16 protein-coding genes and 1 riboswitch are annotated in these 19,548 nt (G+C 47.8%); of the genes, 10 read left to right on the top strand and 6 right to left on the bottom strand.

All coding sequences use genetic code 11. The features are described from left to right. Complete coding sequence (locus J2X05_RS08275) at nucleotides 1-1,050, bottom strand: succinylglutamate desuccinylase/aspartoacylase family protein (protein WP_310071113.1); 1,050 nt, start codon at nucleotides 1,048-1,050, stop codon at nucleotides 1-3. A gap of 22 nt (nucleotides 1,051-1,072) precedes the next feature. Here J2X05_RS08275 and J2X05_RS08280 point away from each other — a divergent pair, with 22 nt between their 5' ends. After that, on the top strand, nucleotides 1,073-1,417 hold the full coding sequence (locus J2X05_RS08280; RefSeq protein WP_310071115.1) for a hypothetical protein: 345 nt from the start codon (nucleotides 1,073-1,075) through the stop codon (nucleotides 1,415-1,417). Nucleotides 1,418-1,691: 274 nt separating this feature from the next. On the opposite strand, the gene guaA is transcribed toward J2X05_RS08280, so the two are convergent. Both guaA and guaB read right to left on the bottom strand, forming a co-directional pair. After that, nucleotides 1,692-3,269: a glutamine-hydrolyzing GMP synthase gene (guaA, locus tag J2X05_RS08285; RefSeq protein WP_310071118.1), complete on the bottom strand. Its 1,578-nt coding sequence runs from the start codon at nucleotides 3,267-3,269 to the stop codon at nucleotides 1,692-1,694. 122 nt (nucleotides 3,270-3,391) lie between these two features. Next, the gene (guaB, locus tag J2X05_RS08290) at nucleotides 3,392-4,870 is read right to left on the bottom strand and encodes an IMP dehydrogenase (RefSeq protein ID WP_310071120.1); all 1,479 of its coding nucleotides are present in this window, start codon (nucleotides 4,868-4,870) and stop codon (nucleotides 3,392-3,394) included. A 144-nt stretch (nucleotides 4,871-5,014) separates the two neighbouring features. Here guaB and xseA point away from each other — a divergent pair, with 144 nt between their 5' ends. The 4 genes from xseA (at nucleotide 5,015) to J2X05_RS08310 (ending at nucleotide 8,703) form a co-directional block, all read left to right on the top strand. Beyond that, nucleotides 5,015-6,370: an exodeoxyribonuclease VII large subunit gene (gene xseA, locus J2X05_RS08295; protein WP_310071123.1), complete on the top strand. Its 1,356-nt coding sequence runs from the start codon at nucleotides 5,015-5,017 to the stop codon at nucleotides 6,368-6,370. A gap of 45 nt (nucleotides 6,371-6,415) precedes the next feature. Beyond that, a riboswitch (TPP riboswitch) is annotated at nucleotides 6,416-6,533 on the top strand. A 41-nt stretch (nucleotides 6,534-6,574) separates the two neighbouring features. Further along, nucleotides 6,575-7,678 (top strand): FAD-dependent oxidoreductase, encoded by a 1,104-nt coding sequence (locus tag J2X05_RS08300; protein ID WP_310071127.1) that lies wholly within the window; start codon nucleotides 6,575-6,577, stop codon nucleotides 7,676-7,678. A 13-nt stretch (nucleotides 7,679-7,691) separates the two neighbouring features. After that, complete coding sequence (thiS, locus tag J2X05_RS08305; RefSeq protein WP_310071129.1) at nucleotides 7,692-7,898, top strand: sulfur carrier protein ThiS; 207 nt, start codon at nucleotides 7,692-7,694, stop codon at nucleotides 7,896-7,898. A gap of 1 nt (nucleotide 7,899) precedes the next feature. After that, nucleotides 7,900-8,703, top strand: coding sequence for a thiazole synthase (locus J2X05_RS08310; protein WP_310071132.1), 804 nt, complete (start codon nucleotides 7,900-7,902; stop codon nucleotides 8,701-8,703). A gap of 31 nt (nucleotides 8,704-8,734) precedes the next feature. On the opposite strand, the gene J2X05_RS08315 is transcribed toward J2X05_RS08310, so the two are convergent. Both J2X05_RS08315 and J2X05_RS08320 read right to left on the bottom strand, forming a co-directional pair. After that, complete coding sequence (locus J2X05_RS08315; RefSeq protein WP_310071133.1) at nucleotides 8,735-10,120, bottom strand: HD-GYP domain-containing protein; 1,386 nt, start codon at nucleotides 10,118-10,120, stop codon at nucleotides 8,735-8,737. A gap of 69 nt (nucleotides 10,121-10,189) precedes the next feature. Further along, complete coding sequence (locus J2X05_RS08320) at nucleotides 10,190-11,083, bottom strand: AEC family transporter (RefSeq protein ID WP_310071136.1); 894 nt, start codon at nucleotides 11,081-11,083, stop codon at nucleotides 10,190-10,192. Between the two features lie 257 nt (nucleotides 11,084-11,340). On the opposite strand from J2X05_RS08320, the gene J2X05_RS08325 reads away from it, so the two are divergent. From J2X05_RS08325 to J2X05_RS08345, 5 genes are all read left to right on the top strand, one after another. After that, a complete protein-coding gene (locus J2X05_RS08325; protein ID WP_310071139.1) occupies nucleotides 11,341-12,243 on the top strand; it encodes an SDR family oxidoreductase in 903 nt (300 codons plus the stop codon). Between the two features lie 163 nt (nucleotides 12,244-12,406). After that, entirely contained in the window at nucleotides 12,407-14,851 is a 2,445-nt protein-coding gene (locus J2X05_RS08330) for a catalase (RefSeq protein ID WP_310071141.1), read from the top strand. A 66-nt stretch (nucleotides 14,852-14,917) separates the two neighbouring features. Further along, on the top strand, nucleotides 14,918-16,084 hold the full coding sequence (locus tag J2X05_RS08335) for a zinc-dependent alcohol dehydrogenase (protein WP_310071144.1): 1,167 nt from the start codon (nucleotides 14,918-14,920) through the stop codon (nucleotides 16,082-16,084). A 158-nt stretch (nucleotides 16,085-16,242) separates the two neighbouring features. Beyond that, nucleotides 16,243-16,728: a hemerythrin domain-containing protein gene (locus J2X05_RS08340; RefSeq protein WP_310071148.1), complete on the top strand. Its 486-nt coding sequence runs from the start codon at nucleotides 16,243-16,245 to the stop codon at nucleotides 16,726-16,728. Nucleotides 16,729-16,870: 142 nt separating this feature from the next. After that, nucleotides 16,871-17,470, top strand: coding sequence for an Lcl C-terminal domain-containing protein (locus tag J2X05_RS08345; protein WP_310071150.1), 600 nt, complete (start codon nucleotides 16,871-16,873; stop codon nucleotides 17,468-17,470). Nucleotides 17,471-17,544: 74 nt separating this feature from the next. Here the strand turns inward: J2X05_RS08345 and J2X05_RS08350 are convergent, their stop codons facing one another. Further along, nucleotides 17,545-19,476: a TonB-dependent receptor plug domain-containing protein gene (locus J2X05_RS08350; RefSeq protein WP_310071153.1), complete on the bottom strand. Its 1,932-nt coding sequence runs from the start codon at nucleotides 19,474-19,476 to the stop codon at nucleotides 17,545-17,547. Nucleotides 19,477-19,548 lie beyond the last annotated feature (72 nt).

A 19,548-nucleotide genomic window follows, 5' to 3' on the forward strand; every position in this document is an offset into this window, starting at 1 on the left:
CTACTCATCCGCCATCCGATCTTGCGCCTTGCTCACGCCGGTTTCGGGCTCATCGATTTCATCGGAAGAATCCACACCGGAATCATCACCGTCTTCTTCATCTTCTTCCAACACGCCTTCGTTCATTTGACTTTCTTCGATCAAAATAGCTTCCGGTGTCTGGATACCTATGTGGTAGGCGGCAAAGCCGGGGAGCACTACTTGATCGAGCGCCATACCGATAATGCGGCCGTTGTAGGGAGACTTAATCGTGGTGCGCGCGTTAGTAATTGGATCAGTTACTGTGCCTAAGATATCTTCTTCTTTTACACGCTGCCCGAGCGTAGCTTTACTAAATAAAATTCCACTTTGATTGGCACGCACCCACGCCGAGCGATAATAAACCGGAGCGATGCGCGTCCAGCGCTGTTGTTTCCCATACATACCCGTTTTGGCAAGCAAGGTGTTGATCGCCTTGACACCCTCTTCAACCACTTCGCTTTGCATGGCCATAGGTTCGCCCGCCTCAAGGGTTACAGCGGGAATACCTGCGCGCACCGCAGCTGCACGTAAAGAATTCGGATTGCCGCGCCCATTAAGCACAGCAATCACACCAAAATTTTGTGCGAGCCGCGCAACATTTTCATCTGCAAGATCTGCACGCAATTGCGGCAAATTAGTGCGATGAAATGAGCCGGTATGCAAATCTACCAACGAGTCACAATGCATAATTATTTTGGTAAAAAATGAGTGCGCCAAACGCGATGCCGAACTGCCATGGGTATTACCGGGGAAGTAGCGGTTCCAGTCACGGCGGTCGGGAAGATAACGCGAGTTGCGGCGAAAGCCCATAATATTAGCCACGGGCACCCCGATAATTGTTCCCGTCAACTTGGCCGGATCTATGTCAAACACAACACGGCGCACCATTTCGATTCCATTTAATTCATCGCCATGAACAGCGCCAGTTAAACACAGTGTTTTGCCTGGGGTTGCCCCATTCACGACAAGAATAGGAGTGGCCTCACTGAAACCACCAACAGCAGTTTCCGAATTCCATGTCAGACGCACCGACGTTCCAGGTTTAACTTCCGTGTCCAGAATAAATTTAGAAAGCGATAAAGGTTCAACGGAGGTCGCAACATCAGCCGCGCTTGATAATTCGTTATGCAGCGACGAGTTGACCGATGAATTCTCTGCTGACAAATCGCCGCTGGCAGATGAAATGTCACTTGCAGTTGAAGATGAAACTGTTGCCACGGCCGAAGAAAATGCAGACGATGTGTCTATCGCCGATTGCGCTTGTGAAGTCTCTGCAACCGCAAGCACAGACGCACTTGCTGATGCTATGGACGAGACAGAAGGAGAAGCCTCAAGTGTTGAATCCTGCAAGTTATTAGTCGATGAAGATTGCGCAGCATCGATAGTAGCGGGATAACTGCTGGCACTTAGACTGCTAACCAATGATTCGTTTGCAGGAGGGATTTCTGTTTGTGCAAAGCTAGAGCACACGCACAAGAAAAAGAGAACAAAAAGCAAAACGGATGAAATAATGTTGCCTAGCTCGTGATGATTGATTGATTCTTGATGGTTGATTCCAAGCGTGTGGCGCATATGATCGGCGTCTCGTTGTATTTGTTGCCTTATTAGAAGAATAACTCACAACCGCAAACAAACACGCACATCCCTGTGCCGCAAAAATCCTGTAAAACTTATTCCCATTCAATCGTTGCAGGCGGCTTGCTTGATACATCGTAGCAAACGCGCGATACGCCGGAGATTTCATTGATGATACGGCCAGACACTTTTTCCAATAATTCGTAAGGAAGATGCGCCCAACGTGCCGTCATAAAATCTACGGTTTCCACCGCACGCAATGAAATCACCCACTCATAACGACGACCATCGCCCACTACACCGACTGATTTCACCGGCAGAAATACCGCAAAGGCTTGTGAGGTTTTGTGATACCAACCAGACGCATGCAGTTCTTCCAAGAAGATAGCATCGGCTTCACGCAAAATATCGGCATATTCTTTTTTAACTTCACCGAGAATACGCACTCCCAAACCTGGGCCTGGGAAGGGATGACGATAAACCATATCGTAAGGCAGCCCCAATTCCAAACCTATCGCACGCACTTCGTCTTTAAACAACTCACGCAGCGGTTCAACCAACTTGAACGCCATATCGTCTGGCAAGCCACCAACGTTATGGTGCGATTTAATCACATGCGCCTTACCAGTTTTGGCAGCGGCAGATTCGATTACATCCGGATAAATGGTTCCTTGTGCCAACCATTTAACATCCTTGAGTTTGGTCGCTTCAGCATCAAACACATCGATAAAAGTTCCACCAATAATTTTGCGTTTTTTCTCGGGATCATTTTCGCCTTTCAATTTAGTTAAAAATTGATCTTGAGCATCAGCGCGAATAACTGTTACGCCCATATTTTTGGCGAACATATCCATTACTTGATCGCCTTCATTTTTGCGCAGCAAACCGTTATCGACAAACACACAAGTAAGCTGTGAACCAATCGCTTTGTGCAGCAGAGCAGCAACGACGGATGAATCAACACCACCGGAAAGGCCAAGCAATACTTTGTCTGTACCGACTTGCTCACGCACTTTTTTCAATGCATCTTCAACAATGTTTGCGGGCGTCCAGAGCGGTTCACACGAACAGGCTTGCAAAACAAAATGCTCGAATATGCGTTTGCCTTGCAATGTATGAGTCACTTCAGGATGGAATTGCACGCCGTAGAATTTTTTAGCTTCGTTGTACATACCTGCAATCGGGCATGATGGAGTTGATGCCATCAAGCTGAACCCTTCCGGCATTTTGGTCACTTTGTCACCGTGGCTCATCCACACATCCAACAAAGCACTACCGTCGTGATCAACGTGATCTTTAATATCGTGTAACAGTGAGGATTGGCCATTCACTTTAATTTGCGCGTAACCAAATTCACGGATGTTTGAACCTTCAACCAAACCACCCATTTGCATGGCCATGGTTTGCATACCGTAACAAATACCAAATACGGGAACACCTAAATTGAACACAACTTCCGGTGCGCGCGGCGAACCTGCTTCAGTGGTTGATTCAGGGCTACCAGCGAGAATAATTCCCTTGGGGTTGTACGCGCGAATTTCTTCTTCGCTCATATCCCATGCGCGAATTTCAGAGAAGACACCGATCTCGCGCACACGTCGCGCAATTAATTGGGTGTACTGCGAACCGAAATCGAGAATAAGGATTCGCTGTGCGTGAATATCGTGAGGCATGCTGGTTCCTGCTCAAAAAGTAGAATAAAAAAACAAGAAAAAGAAAAACGAAAAATGAATTCTGTTTAAACGAAAAACTCGGGCTTTACCCGAGTTTTTGTAAGCACCAAACAAGTCAGTGATTAACGCCCGCCACCTATTGGGTAGTTGGGCGCTTCTTTGGTGATCTGCACATCGTGCACATGGCTTTCGCCCATGCCGGCAGAGGTCACACGTACAAATTCAGGTTTGGTGCGCATGGTTTCCAGATCGGCACAGCCGGTGTAGCCCATAGCGGAACGCACACCGCCCATCATTTGATGCACGATTGCGGTCAATGAACCTTTATATGGCACACGGCCTTCGATACCTTCCGGCACAAGTTTCTCTGCACCCTGGCTCGCATCCTGAAAGTAACGGTCACTTGAGCCAGAGGTCTGCGCCATTGCACCCAATGAACCCATGCCGCGGTAAGCTTTGTAAGTGCGACCCTGGAACAGTTCCACTTCACCCGGAGCCTCTTCAGTACCGGCGAACATGGAACCCATCATGACGGCGTGCGCACCTGCAACGATGGCTTTCGCGATATCGCCTGAATAACGAATACCACCGTCAGCAATGGCTGGAACACCGGTACCTTTCAACGCAGCAACTACATTAGCGATTGCGGAAATTTGCGGAACACCTACACCACTAACGATACGGGTAGTACAAATTGAACCTGGGCCAATACCGACTTTTACCGCATCCGCACCAGCTTCAACCAACGCAAGTGCCGCGGCACCAGTGGCGATATTGCCGCCGATCACTTGCACATCAGGATATTTGGATTTGATTGCTCGTACGCGATCCAATACATTTTTGGAGTGGCCGTGGGCGGTATCAACTACCAACACATCCACACCGGCTTCAACCAAAGCATCAACACGGGCATCGGTATCACGACTAGTGCCAACACTGGCTCCAACACGCAAACGACCTTCAGGGTCTTTCGATGCACTCGGGTATTTTTCAGCTTTGTTAATATCTTTTACGGTAATCAGACCGCGCAATTCAAACGCATCATTAACTACCAATACTTTTTCGATGCGGTGTTTGTGTAGCAAGTTGCGCACTTCTTCAGCAGACACGCCTTCTTTCACAGTTACGAGCTGCTCTTTTGGCGTCATGATGCTGGAAACACTGGCATCCAGATTGGTTTCAAAGCGCACGTCTCGGCCAGTCACAATACCGACGAGATCGCCGTTGCTCAGCACCGGCACACCGGAAATGTTGTTTTTGCGGGTCAATGCGATCAAATCGCGGATGGTCGCGCTAGCGTCGATAGTAATTGGGTCCTTCACCACACCGGCTTCAAATTTCTTAACCGCGCGCACTTCAGCAGCTTGTTGCTCAATCGTCATGCTTTTATGAATGATGCCGATGCCGCCTTCTTGCGCGATAGCAATCGCCAGACGCGCTTCGGTCACGGTATCCATGGCCGCAGAGATAAGTGGAATGTTCAATTGAATTTTGCGCGTCAACTGGGTTTTTAGGGACACGTCTTTGGGGGTCACATCGGAATAACCGGGCACCAGCAGAACATCGTCAAACGTGAGGGCTTCTTCAGCAATCCGCAACATACCAACCAACCTCAAAGCAGGGGAAAAATAAACGCGAAATTATAGCCACTTGGGCGCCTCGGGTAAACCAAAAACCACAATATCTAGTGTTTAAGGGCAACACTGAGGCTATACCCTCGAGCCCGCTTCCCCTAGAATGCGCCCATGACTACCGATCTGTTTAGCAAAACCCCCGAGCGTGAAATCTTCAGTGTCAGCCAGCTTAATCGCCAGGCCCGGCAGCTATTGGAGACTCATTTGCCATTATTGTGGGTGGAAGGCGAGCTTTCCAACGTATCCATCCCCTCCTCCGGGCACTGGTATTTCACCCTTAAAGACGACCAGGCCCAAGTGCGCTGCTGCATGTTCCGCAACCGCAATATGCTGGTGCGGTTCAAGCCGCAACAGGGGCAACACGTCTTATTACGGGCAAGGGTCAGCCTTTACGAAGGGCGAGGTGATTACCAAATTATCGCCGAGCACATGGAAGAAGCCGGTAGCGGCGCCCTGCAACGCGCGTTTGATGAACTCAAACACAAACTCTCCCAGGAGGGATTGTTTAATGAGGCGCACAAGAAAGCGCTGCCTAGCCTCCCGAAACATATCGGCGTTATCACCTCCCCCACAGGCGCCGCGATTCACGATGTATTGAGTGTGCTGGAACGCCGCTTTCCCGGCATTCCCGTAACAGTGATTCCTGTTGCGGTACAAGGAAAAGAATCAGCCCCGCAAATCGTTAAAGCCATTGATCTCGCCAACCGCGCCGGTTTATTTGATGTATTACTGCTTACGCGCGGCGGCGGTTCGATGGAAGACCTCTGGTCATTCAACGAGGAGATAGTCGCCCGCGCAATCTTTAACAGCGAGCTGCCCATCGTCAGCGCCGTTGGTCACGAAGTGGATTTCACCATCGCCGATTTTGTCGCCGACCTGCGTGCGCCCACGCCCTCGGCTGCGGCTGAGCTTCTGGTACCCGATGCCGATGACTGGCTTGATAAATTTATCGGTTTTGAAGTTTTACTTGAAGAAGCCATGCTGCGCCGGCTCCAGCAATGGCAGAAACATTTACTCAACCTGCGCCAGCGTTTGCGCCATCCCCGTGAGCGATTGGAACAGCAGTCGCAGCGGTTGGATAACCTCGAATTGCGCTTGAAAAACCACATTAAACACCTGCTGAGCGATTTTAAAAACCATATCCGCCAATTGGAGATCCGCCAACAGCCACATCATCCGCAAGTGCGATTGCAACAACTCAGGGAGCGCGTTGCAGCGCATCACCAACGCTTGCAAACAGCGCAACATCGGTTGATTGAGCGTAAACAACAAGCACTTGGTGAAACGATGCGCATGTTAAATACGTTGAATCCCCTGAGCACACTCGAACGCGGATATGGATTAATTACGGACGCACACACCAAAAAAGTGATTACCAGCAGTAATCAGGTCAAAATAGGCACAGTGATTAATGCGCGCGTTGCACAGGGGGAATTTGTATGCCGGGTGGAATCCATCAGCAAATAACCTGCGTATAGATTGCGAAGTAAATTCGTGGCCAGTATATTGGCCACTTTCTTGTCGGAGCGCCTTGGTAGACATTGTCTGCACGAAGGCTGAGATGGGTTCGGCCCAATCCGTAGAACCTGAACAGGCTAATACCTGCGGAGGGAACAAGGTGCTTATAGCTGCGGCTATTCACTGCCCTCCGCCTCACAATTCCGAGGCAATGTGACCAACCATAAATTCCCACAAACAATTGCTATCGCCGGTGCCGGTTTACTCGGGCGCTTGCTCGCCTGGCAATTGCAGCGCGCCGGAATCAATATCACCCTATTTGAAGCGGGCAGTTTTACGCCGGACGCACCACAAAGCCTTCGCGCCGCCGCCTTTACTGCGGCCGGGATGGTCGCGCCACTGAGCGAAGCTGTTGTGTCTGACGAAGGTGTGTACCGCATGGGCATTTTTGCACTGCAGCAATGGCCCACATGGATTGCACAATTACCGGCGAACGAAACGCCGCTGTTTTTTAATAACGGCAGTCTCGTGGTGGCGCATCAACAGGATACAAGCGAACTCGAACAATTTGAGCGCGAGCTCGGATTTATATTGCCCGGCTGCAAAGGCTATCAACATGTTAACCAACATGAGATTCACCAGCTCGAACCTGATTTGCATTCCAACTTTCATAGCGGAATTTTTTTACGCGAAGAAGGTCATGTGAATAATCGCGAGTTTTTGCGTTTGATTGGCGATGAATTATTGAAACTTGGTACGACGATCCGCGAGTTCACCTCAGTCGAGGCACTTCCAGGAAAGATTGTTACCGATAGCAGCGAAGAACATTTTGATTTGGTAATTGATTGCCGCGGGCTGGGTGCAAAAAAACAGCTGCGTAATTTGCGTGGTGTGCGCGGTGAAACCTTGCATGTGGAAACCAAAGAAATCCATTTGCGGCGCCCGGTACGCTTGATGCACCCGCGCTACCAACTTTATGTGGTACCCAAACCGAATAACCGTTTTATTATTGGCGCGACGCAAATTGAAAGCGAAGACAGAACGCCGGTCACGCTTCAATCATCGCTGGAATTAAGCAGTGCACTCTACACACTTTCTCCGGCATTTGCGGAAGCGCGCATTATTGAAATGGATACGAACTTACGTCCGGCATTTATGGATAACTTGCCAAAAGTGACCATCGTCGATGGATTGATTACCGCCAACGGATTATTTCGCCACGGCTATTTATTAGCGCCAGCGGTAGTTGAAAATGTGCTGGCACACATCTTCAAAAAAACTGATCCGGTTTTTTCTGCACTGCTGAATCACCACTAAAAAGCACGAGCTTATGACTATTGAACTGAGTGTAAACAACGAAAGCATATCGCTGACCAGCAAGACATTACTCAGCGACGCCTTACTACAATGGGGCTACGGCGAAAGCAAAATCGCCGTGGCCATCAATGGCGAATTTGTACCCCGCTCGACTTACACCGAGCGCGAATTATTGAATGGCGATCAAATCGATATCGTCAAACCGGTTGGTGGAGGTTGATATGAATTACAACAAACCCGAAAAAGATTTCACGCTCTACGGCGAAACTTTTTCCAGCCGCTTTTTATTGGGCACTGCACTTTACGCATCGCCACAATTAATGCGCGACTCCATTATCCAATCGCGCTGTGAAATCGTCACTCTCGGCCTGCGCCGCCAAAACCCGGCCAATCGCGACGGTGATGCGATTTGGCAATTTATCCAGGAAAGCGGCTGTCGTTTGCTGCCCAACACTGCCGGTTGTAAATCCGTTAAAGAAGCAGTGACACTAGCGGAAATGTCACGCGAAATTTTTAATACAGACTGGATCAAACTGGAAGTCATCGGCGATGATTACAATTTACAACCCGATCCGTTTGGTTTGGTTGAGGCATCGGAAATATTGATTAAAAAAGGTTTTAAAGTATTGCCTTATTGCACTGATGATTTAATCCTGTGCAAGCGGCTGCTCGATGTCGGCTGTGAAGTACTTATGCCTTGGGGAGCACCTATCGGTACCGGGCAAGGCTTATTAAATCGCTACAATTTGCGCACACTGCGCGAGCGGATTAAAGATGTGCCTATGATTATCGATGCAGGGCTTGGTGCGCCATCTCAAGCAGCTGAAGCAATGGAAATGGGTTTTGATGGAATTTTATTGAATACCGCTGTAGCCAAAGCATTGAATCCACCGATGATGGCAGAAGCCTTTGGCGATGCAATTGATGCGGGGAGAAAAGCCTATAAAGCGGGGCTCATGCAGAAACGCCAAACCGCCAGTCCGAGCACACCGACTATCGGCCAGCCATTTTGGCATCAACAATAAACTATATAAAGAAAATCAAGATAGGCACAAATCAAGACTGCGGCGTATTGGTGGAACTTCCAATATAGCCGCTGATTTTTGTAAAACCATCCTGTAACCGCTGGGTGATTTTTGGATCCTTGCCCTCACCCGACGAAATATACATTTGCATCATTCGACTTAATCGTTGCAAATGGAACGCCATTTCCTGTTGTACAAGCGATGCATCGGCAACTACTTTGCTGATGCTGTCAGCCTCCTCACTCGCCATAGATTCTAAGGATTCACGCAAATCCTCTTTGAATAAAAGGCTACCTTTAAACGTGGTCGCAATGTGCAAGACAACGTTTTGCAATGCGTGCAACTTGCGGTCACCATGGGTGTAACCCACTGAGGTCAAACACTCGCGCAGCTGCGTAAACCAATTTTGCAAATGTAAATTTTGTTGCAGCATACGCTCCGCAAATTCAGGCACCCCACTGCCGCTTACAAGATTGGGCAATGGCAACTCGCTGCGCAAGATCATGGTGGTTACGATATCGCAGCTGCGGTACAAATAAGCGGCTCGGTTCATTTCCAACACAGGGATTACTTCGCGCCAGCGCCGCCCTTGCGCTTTAAAACGATTAAAATAAATACCGACAATGGCATCTGCAACGGCGAGGATCTGCCCCGGTATAGAAAGTTCACTTTCGACTTTTGCGAACGGGTAACCTGTGCCATCACAGCGCTCGTGATGCTCCGTAACAGCCGTAACAATCGCTGGTGACACGCCGGGAATATCACGTAAGATTTTTGTTGATATATCGACATGACTTTGCACGTGTTGCCAATCATCTGCAGTCAATTCATCCGGTTTATGGAGAATTTGTGGATTAAGATGCAGCATGCCCACATCATGGGTAAGCGCAGCCAAAAAAATCTCGCCCGAATCATGCGCAGGCAAACGCATTTCTTGTGCGATGTATAGCGACCAAAGACTCACGCAAAGCGTACGGTGATACAAGTCATTCATCTGCGCCGCCATCACCGTCAAAAATTGCTGCACCAACGGTAAATCCGACAGCATCGCACAAACAGGCTCAAGCGAGCTTAAAGGGTGTTTCCGCTCAGCCAGCGATTGAAAATATTCGGTCGAACGAATAGTGTCGAGCAGGTGCTGTAATAAATCTCCAGCCGTAATGGTTTTTTCAATACGGATGGAATCTGCCAGTGGCCGCGCCAGCATTTTATTTTTTAAGCGCACGATGCTTTTTTGATCCAGCAAACTGGCTTGAGTAAGCAGTAATTCACCATCACGCGCAAGAATGTCTTCAACCGCCACAACCGGATTAGTCGCAGACAAGAGCGCAAGATAGTCAGCATAAGCGCCGACCTGTAATGGACTCCACACAGGCGAACGTTCACTTGACACGAATGACTGTTGATCACGCGACATACATAAAAACCATCCGTGCAATTGATTTTTAACTGAATAATTTTTAGAGTTTTGTTTTTTAACCGGTTACTAAATCACCACTCGCCACAGCCATACGCTGACCAAGCCGATCAGCAAACTGTAACCCACTAAAGATGATGCAAACCGCGGTACCAAATTATGGCTTATCGCTAACACACCTGCCGAAATCATCGCGGGCATAGCGGCTTCCAATATAACCACCTGGGCAACCAGCCCTTCAATACCTAACAGCCACAACCCCAACAAGACAAGCGCGGGTGAGACCAACAAGATATATAACAAGCCCACCACCAACGGCGATAAGTACTCCGGGCTTAGGGTCAAACGCCACTGCAAACCCACGGCAACCATGACCACAGGTACAAGTGTAGATGAGATTCTCGCGAGCGCCTCCGCCAACCATTCCGGGTATACAAATGCACTCGCTGCAAAGGCCAAAATCAGTGCAATAAACGGTGGAAAAATCAGAATGCTGCGCAAAATCTTTACTGCAGAGGTAGAACCAGACGAGTAATAACAGGCAACCACAATTCCATAAGTATTCAGGGCCACAAACGTACCCAATTGGTCATAAAGAATCGCATAGGGAATTGCTTTAGAACCTAAATGCGCCTCAATAAGTGGAATGCCGACAAATCCGGTATTACCTAAAGGCACCAACAACATTAATGCACCGGTTAACGCGCGCGACCATTTCATCAGCCGTGCCGTACACCATGTCAATAATGCACTAAGCAACATAATTACCCAGGCGGCAACAACTGGAATCAATGCCTCATGACTAAACGACAGTTTGGGAATCTCCGCCAAAATTAACGCAGGCAAAGCAACATAAATCACGTAAAGGTTTAAGGTAGATGCGGCGTTTTCAGGAAACCGTTTGGCTCGTTGTAATAACAAACCAATGATCAACGCGATAACAACAACGGCGATATTTGACATGAATATTCTGCGGCAGAGGACAGGTAGCCAACTCGCAAATCCCATAAATAAGCGGAGAGCAAGAACAGTATTAAAACTAATTGACCTGATTAAATGATTTAAATGACTGGATAGAGGCTACTGACTATAACTGAGGCAAGATTTAAATCAAATAGCGAAATCCCGCATAAATATTGTACTGAGTTACTCACCGCACAGATTATGTACTGGTTTGAGAACAACCTCCTCGCATCTGTTAGCGATTTCAGGAGGGCACTATGTCGAACTTCAATCAATACACTATGCAAGATCCGCGCTCCCAATACCCCAAAGCGCAAGGAAAATCCGACGACCGACAACCGGAACCCGGATTGGACGCCATTTTAAAACCGCAAGCTGATCATGGCGAAGAAAGTTATTGTGGCGCAAATCGTCTCTCGGGGAGAAAGGCACTTATTACCGGGGGCGACTCTGGTATCGGCCGCGCGGTGGCAATTGCATTTGCACGCGAAGGTGCCGCTGTCGCCATCAATTACTTACCTAGCGAAGAAATCGACGGCCAGAAAACCCTGAATATGATCCAACAAACAGGGCAAAAAGCCATTGCGATCCCAGGTGATATTACCGACGAAGCTTTTTGCAAAACGCTCGTTCAGCAAACAGTCGAAGAATTAGGATCAATTGATATTCTGGTGAACAATGCGGGCAAGCAACAATTTGTTGAAGAGTTGGAAAATCTAACTACCGCACAATTTACACAAACCTATGCCACAAATGTGTTTGCTATGTTTTGGATTACCAAAGCTGCTGTGCCATATATGCCCCCCGGGGCCAGCATTATCAATACAACCTCAATCCAGTCTTACCAGCCATCACCCGGGTTATTGGATTACGCATCCACCAAAGGTGCAATCACCGCGTTCACCAAAAGTTTGGCAAAAATGTTAATTAAAAAAGGCATTCGCGTGAATGCCGTTGCTCCGGGTCCGGTGTGGACACCATTGCAACAAAGTGGAGGCCAACCCGATGAAAAACTCCAACATTTTGGAGGCAAAGTTCCCATAGGTCGCGCAGGGCAACCCGCAGAAGTAGCACCGGCCTTTGTCTTTCTTGCATCCCAGGAATCCAGTTACATCACTGCCGAAGTTATCGGGGTTACTGGAGGGGCGCATTTGCCATGAGTTTTAATCATGGCAAAAAAACAGATAAATTTTCAGCCAATATTGTTCAGGCTACCTGTTTTCAAGCTTCATTGTCCTTACCCATTCCACCGGATTTATATCGATAAATCCGCTTGGATAAACATCCCTTTCGATCAATGCAATATTTTGTAAGGATATTTTTATGAGCAACTCTTCAAAAACAAATGACAGTAAAGTCAGTAAAAAAGATAAATTCAGTGACACCTATAAAGATACAGCAGGTGCAGGCTCTGTCTTAAGTACCGTTTCTGGACCCTCAACCAACCAACCGCCAAAAACACTTGGATCAGATGATCCAGTTAAGCAACGCTTGTTAGACAAAACACTAGGCGGTCAGGAGCTGGCTGAAAAAATATCATCGAATCTTAATAAGCCACATGAGTATGGCGAAGCTTCGCGCACTCCCCTTACCGGAGCGATAGTTGAGCCTACCTCCCCCGCAGCCGGTAGCAGTACATCTTCAGAAATTATTGCTTCACCAAAAACAGGTGAAGGAATACTTTTTCCAGGATCAAACCCTACCGTGGATTCCCTGGACCGGGTGAGAGTTGATAGCAGTAATCAGCCGTTAACAACGAATCAAGGTGTAAGAATTGCCGACAACCAACACTCATTAAAAATTGGGTTACGCGGTCCAACTGCGCTGGAAGATTTTATTCTGCGCGAAAAAATTACGCATTTTGACCATGAGCGCATTCCAGAACGTGTAGTTCACGCGCGAGGCTCTGCTGCGCATGGCTATTTTGAATCCTATCGCGCGTTAACAGAATTTACTACGGCGGCGCCTTTTAGTGCAGAAGGAAAACGCACGCCGGTGTTTACACGTTTTTCAACGGTTGCAGGTGAACGTGGCTCTGCTGATACAGTACGTGACGTACGCGGTTTTGCAGTGAAATTTTATACCGATCAAGGCAACTGGGATCTAGTCGGCAATAATATTCCCGTGTTTTTTATTCAGGATGCGATGAAATTTCCGGATCTTGTGCATTCGGTTAAACCCGAGCCGCATCACGCTATGCCACAAGCTTCGAGCGCACACGATACCTTTTGGGATTTTGTTTCGCTGATGCCGGAATCAACACATATGCTGTTGTGGCAAATGTCTGATCGCGCTATTCCGCGAAGTTATCGCACTATGCAAGGGTTTGGTGTACATACCTTTCGTTTGGTCAACGCTGAAGGTCAGTCGGTATTTTGTAAATTCCATTGGACACCCTTGGCTGGGACGCATTCATTAGTGTGGGACGAAGCGGCCAAAATTATTGGCGCCGATCCGGATTTTCATCGCCGCGATTTATGGGAAGCTATTGAAGCAGGTGCATTTCCGGAATATGAATTAGGGCTACAGATATTTACAGAAGATACCGCGAACACTTTTCCTTTTGATGTGCTCGACCCTACCAAATTAGTGCCGGAAGAATTGGTTCCGATTACACCGGTTGGGAAAATGGTATTGAATCGAAATACGGATAATTTTTTTGCAGAAACCGAGCAAGTCGCGTTTTGTACCGCGCATGTTGTACCGGGAATCGATTTCTCGAATGATCCACTATTGCAAGGCAGAATTCACTCCTACGTTGATACACAAATTAGTCGCTTGGGAGGCGCAAACTTCCACGAAATTCCAATCAATTCACCTGTAGCACAAGTGCACAATAATCAACGTGATGGCATGCATCGCCAAGCCATCAATCGCGGTCGCGTTAACTACGAGCCAAATTCGCTTGCAGGTGGATGCCCGTTCCAGGCGGGAATGTCGGGTTACAAAAGTTATCCAGAACCAATCGCAGAAGATAAGGTGCGTGGGAATCCCGAACTTTTTTCTGATCACTATTCGCAGGCAAGATTATTTTGGCAAAGCCAATCACCCGCAGAGCAAATCCACATTATCAATGCATTTCGTTTTGAACTGACACGCGTACAAACGCCGGCCATCCGCGCGCGCGTCCTTTCCCTGTTAGTCAATGTGAATGAGTTATTGGCCGGTAGCGTTGCAGATGGTTTGGGTATTGAGCTTCCTCCGGCGATGCCACTCGCATCCAACTTGCCAATTCCCACTTATCCGCCCTCTCCTGCGCTCTCATTGTTAACAAGACCGGGCACTACTGGTATCGCCACACGTCGCGTTGCGCTACTAATCAGTAATGGTATTGACCAAAAATGCGTATCCACTCTTTACGAAGATTTGCTTAAAGATGGCGCTGTGCCGAGGCTCGTGGGTACCCGTCTGGGTAAAGTAACAACTGCTGATGGCGCCGCGCTGGATATTGAAATCACATTAGAGGCAGGCCCTTCGGTACTCTACGATGGTGTGATCATTGTTCAGGGCGATGGCTCACTCCAACACAACGCCGACGCGCTCGATTTTGTACGTCAACAATATCGCCATTGTAAGCCGATATATTCAATTGGCGGTGGGATATTGTTAGCAGTAGCAGGCGTTCCTTCAACTTTTGCTGATGGCACTCCCGACCCAGCTGTCATCGTTGACCAGGAAAAAATCCAGGACGCATCGCTCACGCAATTTAAAAACGCGTTAGCCGGACACCGTTCATTTGAACGGGAAAAAGATCCATGCCCGGTGTGAAACCTGAGGCGGCAAGCATGAAGCACGAAAAAAGGGTAAGTAATTTCACTGGACTGGAGATTCACTATGCGCGCGCTCACTTATCACGGCAGTAATGATGTTCGGGTAGATAATATGCCCGACCCTGTTATTCAAGAAGCTGACGATATTATTTTGAAAGTAACTGCCACTGCTATCTGCGGTTCTGACTTACATCTTTATCGCGGAAAAATTCCCGATACTAAAGATGGCGATATTTTTGGTCACGAATTTATGGGTATTGTTGAAGAAGTCGGTAGTGGTGTAACGGCGGTCGCAAAGGGCGACCGCGTGGTAATTCCTTTTGTCATCGCATGCGGTAGCTGCTTTTTTTGCTCGATGAATTTGCAAGCCGCATGCGAAACAACTAACACTGGGCGCGGTGCAATCCTTAATAAAAAACAAATACCACCAGGTGCCGCATTGTTTGGCTTTAGTCATCTTTACGGTGGCATTCCGGGTGGCCAGGCAGAGTATGTGCGCGTGCCCAAAGCCAATGTTGGGCCATTTAAAATCCCTGAAGGAATGGATGACGAAAAAGTACTTTTTCTTTCCGACATTCTTCCGACTGGATATCAAGCTGCCCTTAACGCCGGAATTGTCCCCGGCAGCAGTGTCGTTATTCATGGTGCTGGCCCGGTGGGGCTTATGGCCGCTGCCTGCGCTCGTCTGTTAGGCGCCCAGCAAATCTTTATGGTTGATCACCATCAATACCGTTTGGATTTCGCGCTGCGTAATTATGGTGTCATTCCCATTAATTTTGATGACATAGATGACCCGGCATCCGCAATTATTGAACAGACACCCGGCTATCGTGGAGTTGATGCGGCAATAGACGCAGTGGGTTTTGAAGCAAAAGGAAGCACTTTGGAAACCGCCCTCACTGCTTTAAAAATGGAAGGCAGTAGTGGTGCAGCACTGCGTCAATGTATAGCAGCCGTAAGGCGTGGAGGCACTATCAGCGTGCCCGGCGTATACGCCGGTTTTATCCATGGTTTTCTCTTCGGTGATGTGTTTGAGAAAGGCCTGAGTTTTAAAACGGGCCAGACACATGTGCAATCATATTTGCCCACCCTTATTGAACATATCTTGAAAGGCGATTTGCATCCGGAAGTTATTATTTCCCATCGCCTAAGCCTTGAAAGTGCCGCCGATGGTTATCGAATTTTTGATAAGAAGGAAGATGCTTGCAGAAAAGTCATCTTACGACCTTAAGGCAATATTGCACAAAGCAGGATTTATCTTGACCAATAGTTGTAAGAAACATTTCGCTCTGTATGTTAGGTGTAGCACCGAGATGCCGTCGCTATTGACTTATAAATAAGCAAGGCTCGAACTTGAGCTGTCACTTAAACAAAACCCTGGAGATTGATATGGCAACCGCACAAAAGAAATCAGTTAGCACAGAGAAGGCCCCTAAGGCGCAGGAAGCTACTGCATTGCTTAAAGCAGACCACAAAGCAGTGGATTTGTTATTTGAGCAATATGAAAGCGCCAAATCATCCACCAAAAAGAAGGCTATAGTTTCCCAAATTTGTACTGAATTGACAGTGCATGCGCAAATCGAAGAAGAGATTTTCTATCCTCAAGTAAAGGCAGCCTTAAAGGACAAGGAATTAATTCCGGAAGCAACTGTGGAACACGCAACGCTTAAAGAGCTGATTGCCCAAATAGAGGAAGGTGAGCCGGACGACGAAATGTATGACGCTAAAGTAAAAGTACTTTCTGAATACGTTAAGCACCACGTGAAAGAAGAGCAAAATGAAATATTCCCAAAAGCCAAGGCGAGCAAACTGGACATGTATGCCCTTGGTGAACAATTGACACAACGCAAAGAAGAGCTTTTAGCCCAGAAGTAACATTGGCCTCAAGAGAAAAGGAATTCTCTTAAAGCTCCTGTCAGCACTACCCAACAGCCCTACATTCTCACCCTTAAAAATCACCTTCTGCACAGCAAACAGCTTGCTATATAATAAAAATGCCCACACAGAGGTATAGTCCATGCATTTGATAAAACGAATGAAAGCAACCGCAACACTAACCATTTTTATTACCACCAATATTTTAATTTTAAACTGCGATGCAACTGAACCTGTGACTGCATCGACCTCAGCAGATAAAAGATCGTACACATTATTGGATGCACAAGGCAAAACCGTCACCGCACATGCACGCTGCGCCACTATTATCGCCTCTGGTTTAACATGGGAACTAAAAACCGATGACGCCAGTGCCCACGATAAAGACAATATTTATCGCTGGGGTGGCAAGGGTGCAGAAAAAACCGGAACGATTTTTTTTGATGACTGGAATAGCCTGCTCAATGCAACCAATACTGAAAAGCTATGTGGTTTTGATGACTGGCGAGTGCCAACTATTGATGAGTTAAAGACGTTGGCAACCAACACAGCCGAAAAAACAACAGTTAATCCTGAAATTTTTCAATTAACCTTGGAAGCCCCCTACTGGTCCGTATCCACTTATCAAAATTATCCTGAACATGCGCAAACGGTCGATTTTGTCACAGGCGTATCGAATTATTACAACGGCTTTCGTGGTGATCGCTTACCTTTACGTTTGGTGCGCAGCAACAAAAAATGAAACTTTTCTGCCCGACCGAAGTTTACAAGGGGCGGGCAGAAAAATAGCGTGACTGTAATTATTACCTGTTGCGATTACTGGCCCGTTTTCCACTGCAAGCCAATCCGCCACCATAACCCCGGGGCAGGAAAACCAACGGCTGTAGCGGCCGAACTATCAAATAGATTTTCTACTGAAACAGTCATATCCAATGAATCACTGACCGACCAAAACAGATTGGCATCAAACCGTTGGTAGTCATCCAGCTCATGTAATGATGCCTCACCTGTGTGTTGACTGGTGGCGAACTGTTCACCCACTTGCTGATAATCCAGACTGGTGCGCACACTTTCGTTCAGCTGCCAATGCGCTGCGACGCCAGCGCGCCACTGTGGTCGGCCAGTTAACACCGAAACACTGTCTTTCACATCGATATCGGTATAGGTCGCATTGCCGCGCAATCCTACACGATTATCCACGCTGCTCCATTGCGCTTGCCACTCGACACCGCTGGTTTTGATTTGCTCGCGATTGACGTTGGTAAAAAGTTCGCTGTCAAAATCAATGGGATCACGAAAATCATAGGCAAAATAATCGATACTGGTGTTGAGTTGATCTGACACTTGCCATGCAATTCCTGCATCCCAACTATCAACTTTTTCGGGTTTTAAATTTGCATTACCCACTAATGTATGCCCGAGAGCAAAAAAACTCGGTAATTTATAACCGTCACCGCGATTCGCACGTAGCGCAATAGATTCAGATAATTGATAGCGCAGCCCCAGTCTGGTTGATGTTTCGCAACCAAAACCATCGGTATCATCATTGCGCACACTACCCTGCAACAATAATTTTTCATTCAGTTGCGCATTGAGATCAAGAAAGCCACTGTCGGTGGTGCGATCCAATGCAAAATCTGTCGGCATTACAAAACCGAAATCCAAATAGCCGCGGCTGTCGCCTTCTTCTTTACGATTTTCCAAACCGATATTCGCCCACAACTTTCCCTGCTGGCCAATGGTGTTGATCCATGATATTTGCTGACGTTCAAATTCGGTGTCAGCACCATTGGGGGGAATTGCGTTGTAAGGGGCAATACCCGGCGAATCAAATGATTCACTGCGCTCGTAATGTGTCGCTTGCAAATGGCTTTTCCATTGTTCGGCGATCTGGAATTGCCAACCCAAGGCTGCATTTTTATTGGTGTAGTCGGTGTAGTCCAATGCAGGGGATGTAGCGAATTGCGGGCCGCCGCTTTGCTCTGGATAACTGCTGCGGTCGCCATCAAAATAACGGGCGCTTGCGCTTATAGAATGTGCGTCTGTTGGCCGCCACCCCAAACGTAAATTAATTTCACTGTCTTCTGCCCTGCTTCCTGCAACCGGTTCGCCTGAATCGCGCACGCGCGCTTGCATTGCATAATCGGTTTTATCGCCAGCACCCAGCGCACTAAAACCCGCCTGCTGAAAATCTTCATCGCCAACACTGGCAGATATCGATTGCTGATGGCCCTGTTGCGGGCGCAGCGTAATAATATTAATAACACCGGCAAGTGCATCCGCACCGTAAATAGCAGACTGCGGGCCGCGTACTATTTCAATGCGCTCGATAGAATCCACATTGATGCTGCCCAAATCAAATGCACCGCCACGGCTATTGCCTGGATCATTCATCGCGATGCCATCAATCATCACTACTGTGTAATTTGATTCGCCACCGCGAATGGATGCCACCGCTAATCCACCGGGGCCACCCTGCCGCTCAATCAATACGCCCGGTACCGATTGCAGTACGTCGGCCAGATTGGTTTTATTCAATTGCCCCAACATTTCCCGATCAACCACGCTCACGCTGGATGACACTTGTTCCATAGTGAGTGGGTTGTATGTTCCCGTAACAATGATTTGCTCGATAGCATTCTGCTGTGCAAAAAGCGGCATTGCATTCAATAACAAAGAAGCCGGCAATACATTCATTGAAAGATGCGAAATATTTTTAAATCGGTTTTTTACTTTATTGTTGTTCATAACGTTTTCGACACCAAAGCTGCATGAAAAAATCCGCGCTGTATTAACAGCGCGGAGAAGCGAGGATGAAAC

The sequence above is a fragment of the Cellvibrio fibrivorans genome (assembly GCF_031457055.1).
In the GTDB taxonomy this organism is placed as follows: Bacteria; Pseudomonadota; Gammaproteobacteria; order Pseudomonadales; family Cellvibrionaceae; genus Cellvibrio; species Cellvibrio fibrivorans.

Coding starts and splice junctions, on each gene's coding strand:
- guaA (WP_310071118.1), bottom strand. CDS start 3,269: ATGCCTCACGATATTCACGCACAGCGAATCCTTATTCTCGATTTCGGT.
- guaB (WP_310071120.1), bottom strand. CDS start 4,870: ATGTTGCGGATTGCTGAAGAAGCCCTCACGTTTGACGATGTTCTGCTG.
- xseA (WP_310071123.1), top strand. CDS start 5,015: ATGACTACCGATCTGTTTAGCAAAACCCCCGAGCGTGAAATCTTCAGT.
- thiS (WP_310071129.1), top strand. CDS start 7,692: ATGACTATTGAACTGAGTGTAAACAACGAAAGCATATCGCTGACCAGC.
- J2X05_RS08310 (WP_310071132.1), top strand. CDS start 7,900: ATGAATTACAACAAACCCGAAAAAGATTTCACGCTCTACGGCGAAACT.
- J2X05_RS08315 (WP_310071133.1), bottom strand. CDS start 10,120: ATGTCGCGTGATCAACAGTCATTCGTGTCAAGTGAACGTTCGCCTGTG.
- J2X05_RS08320 (WP_310071136.1), bottom strand. CDS start 11,083: ATGTCAAATATCGCCGTTGTTGTTATCGCGTTGATCATTGGTTTGTTA.
- J2X05_RS08325 (WP_310071139.1), top strand. CDS start 11,341: ATGTCGAACTTCAATCAATACACTATGCAAGATCCGCGCTCCCAATAC.
- J2X05_RS08330 (WP_310071141.1), top strand. CDS start 12,407: ATGAGCAACTCTTCAAAAACAAATGACAGTAAAGTCAGTAAAAAAGAT.
- J2X05_RS08335 (WP_310071144.1), top strand. CDS start 14,918: ATGCGCGCGCTCACTTATCACGGCAGTAATGATGTTCGGGTAGATAAT.
- J2X05_RS08340 (WP_310071148.1), top strand. CDS start 16,243: ATGGCAACCGCACAAAAGAAATCAGTTAGCACAGAGAAGGCCCCTAAG.
- J2X05_RS08345 (WP_310071150.1), top strand. CDS start 16,871: ATGCATTTGATAAAACGAATGAAAGCAACCGCAACACTAACCATTTTT.
- J2X05_RS08350 (WP_310071153.1), bottom strand. CDS start 19,476: ATGAACAACAATAAAGTAAAAAACCGATTTAAAAATATTTCGCATCTT.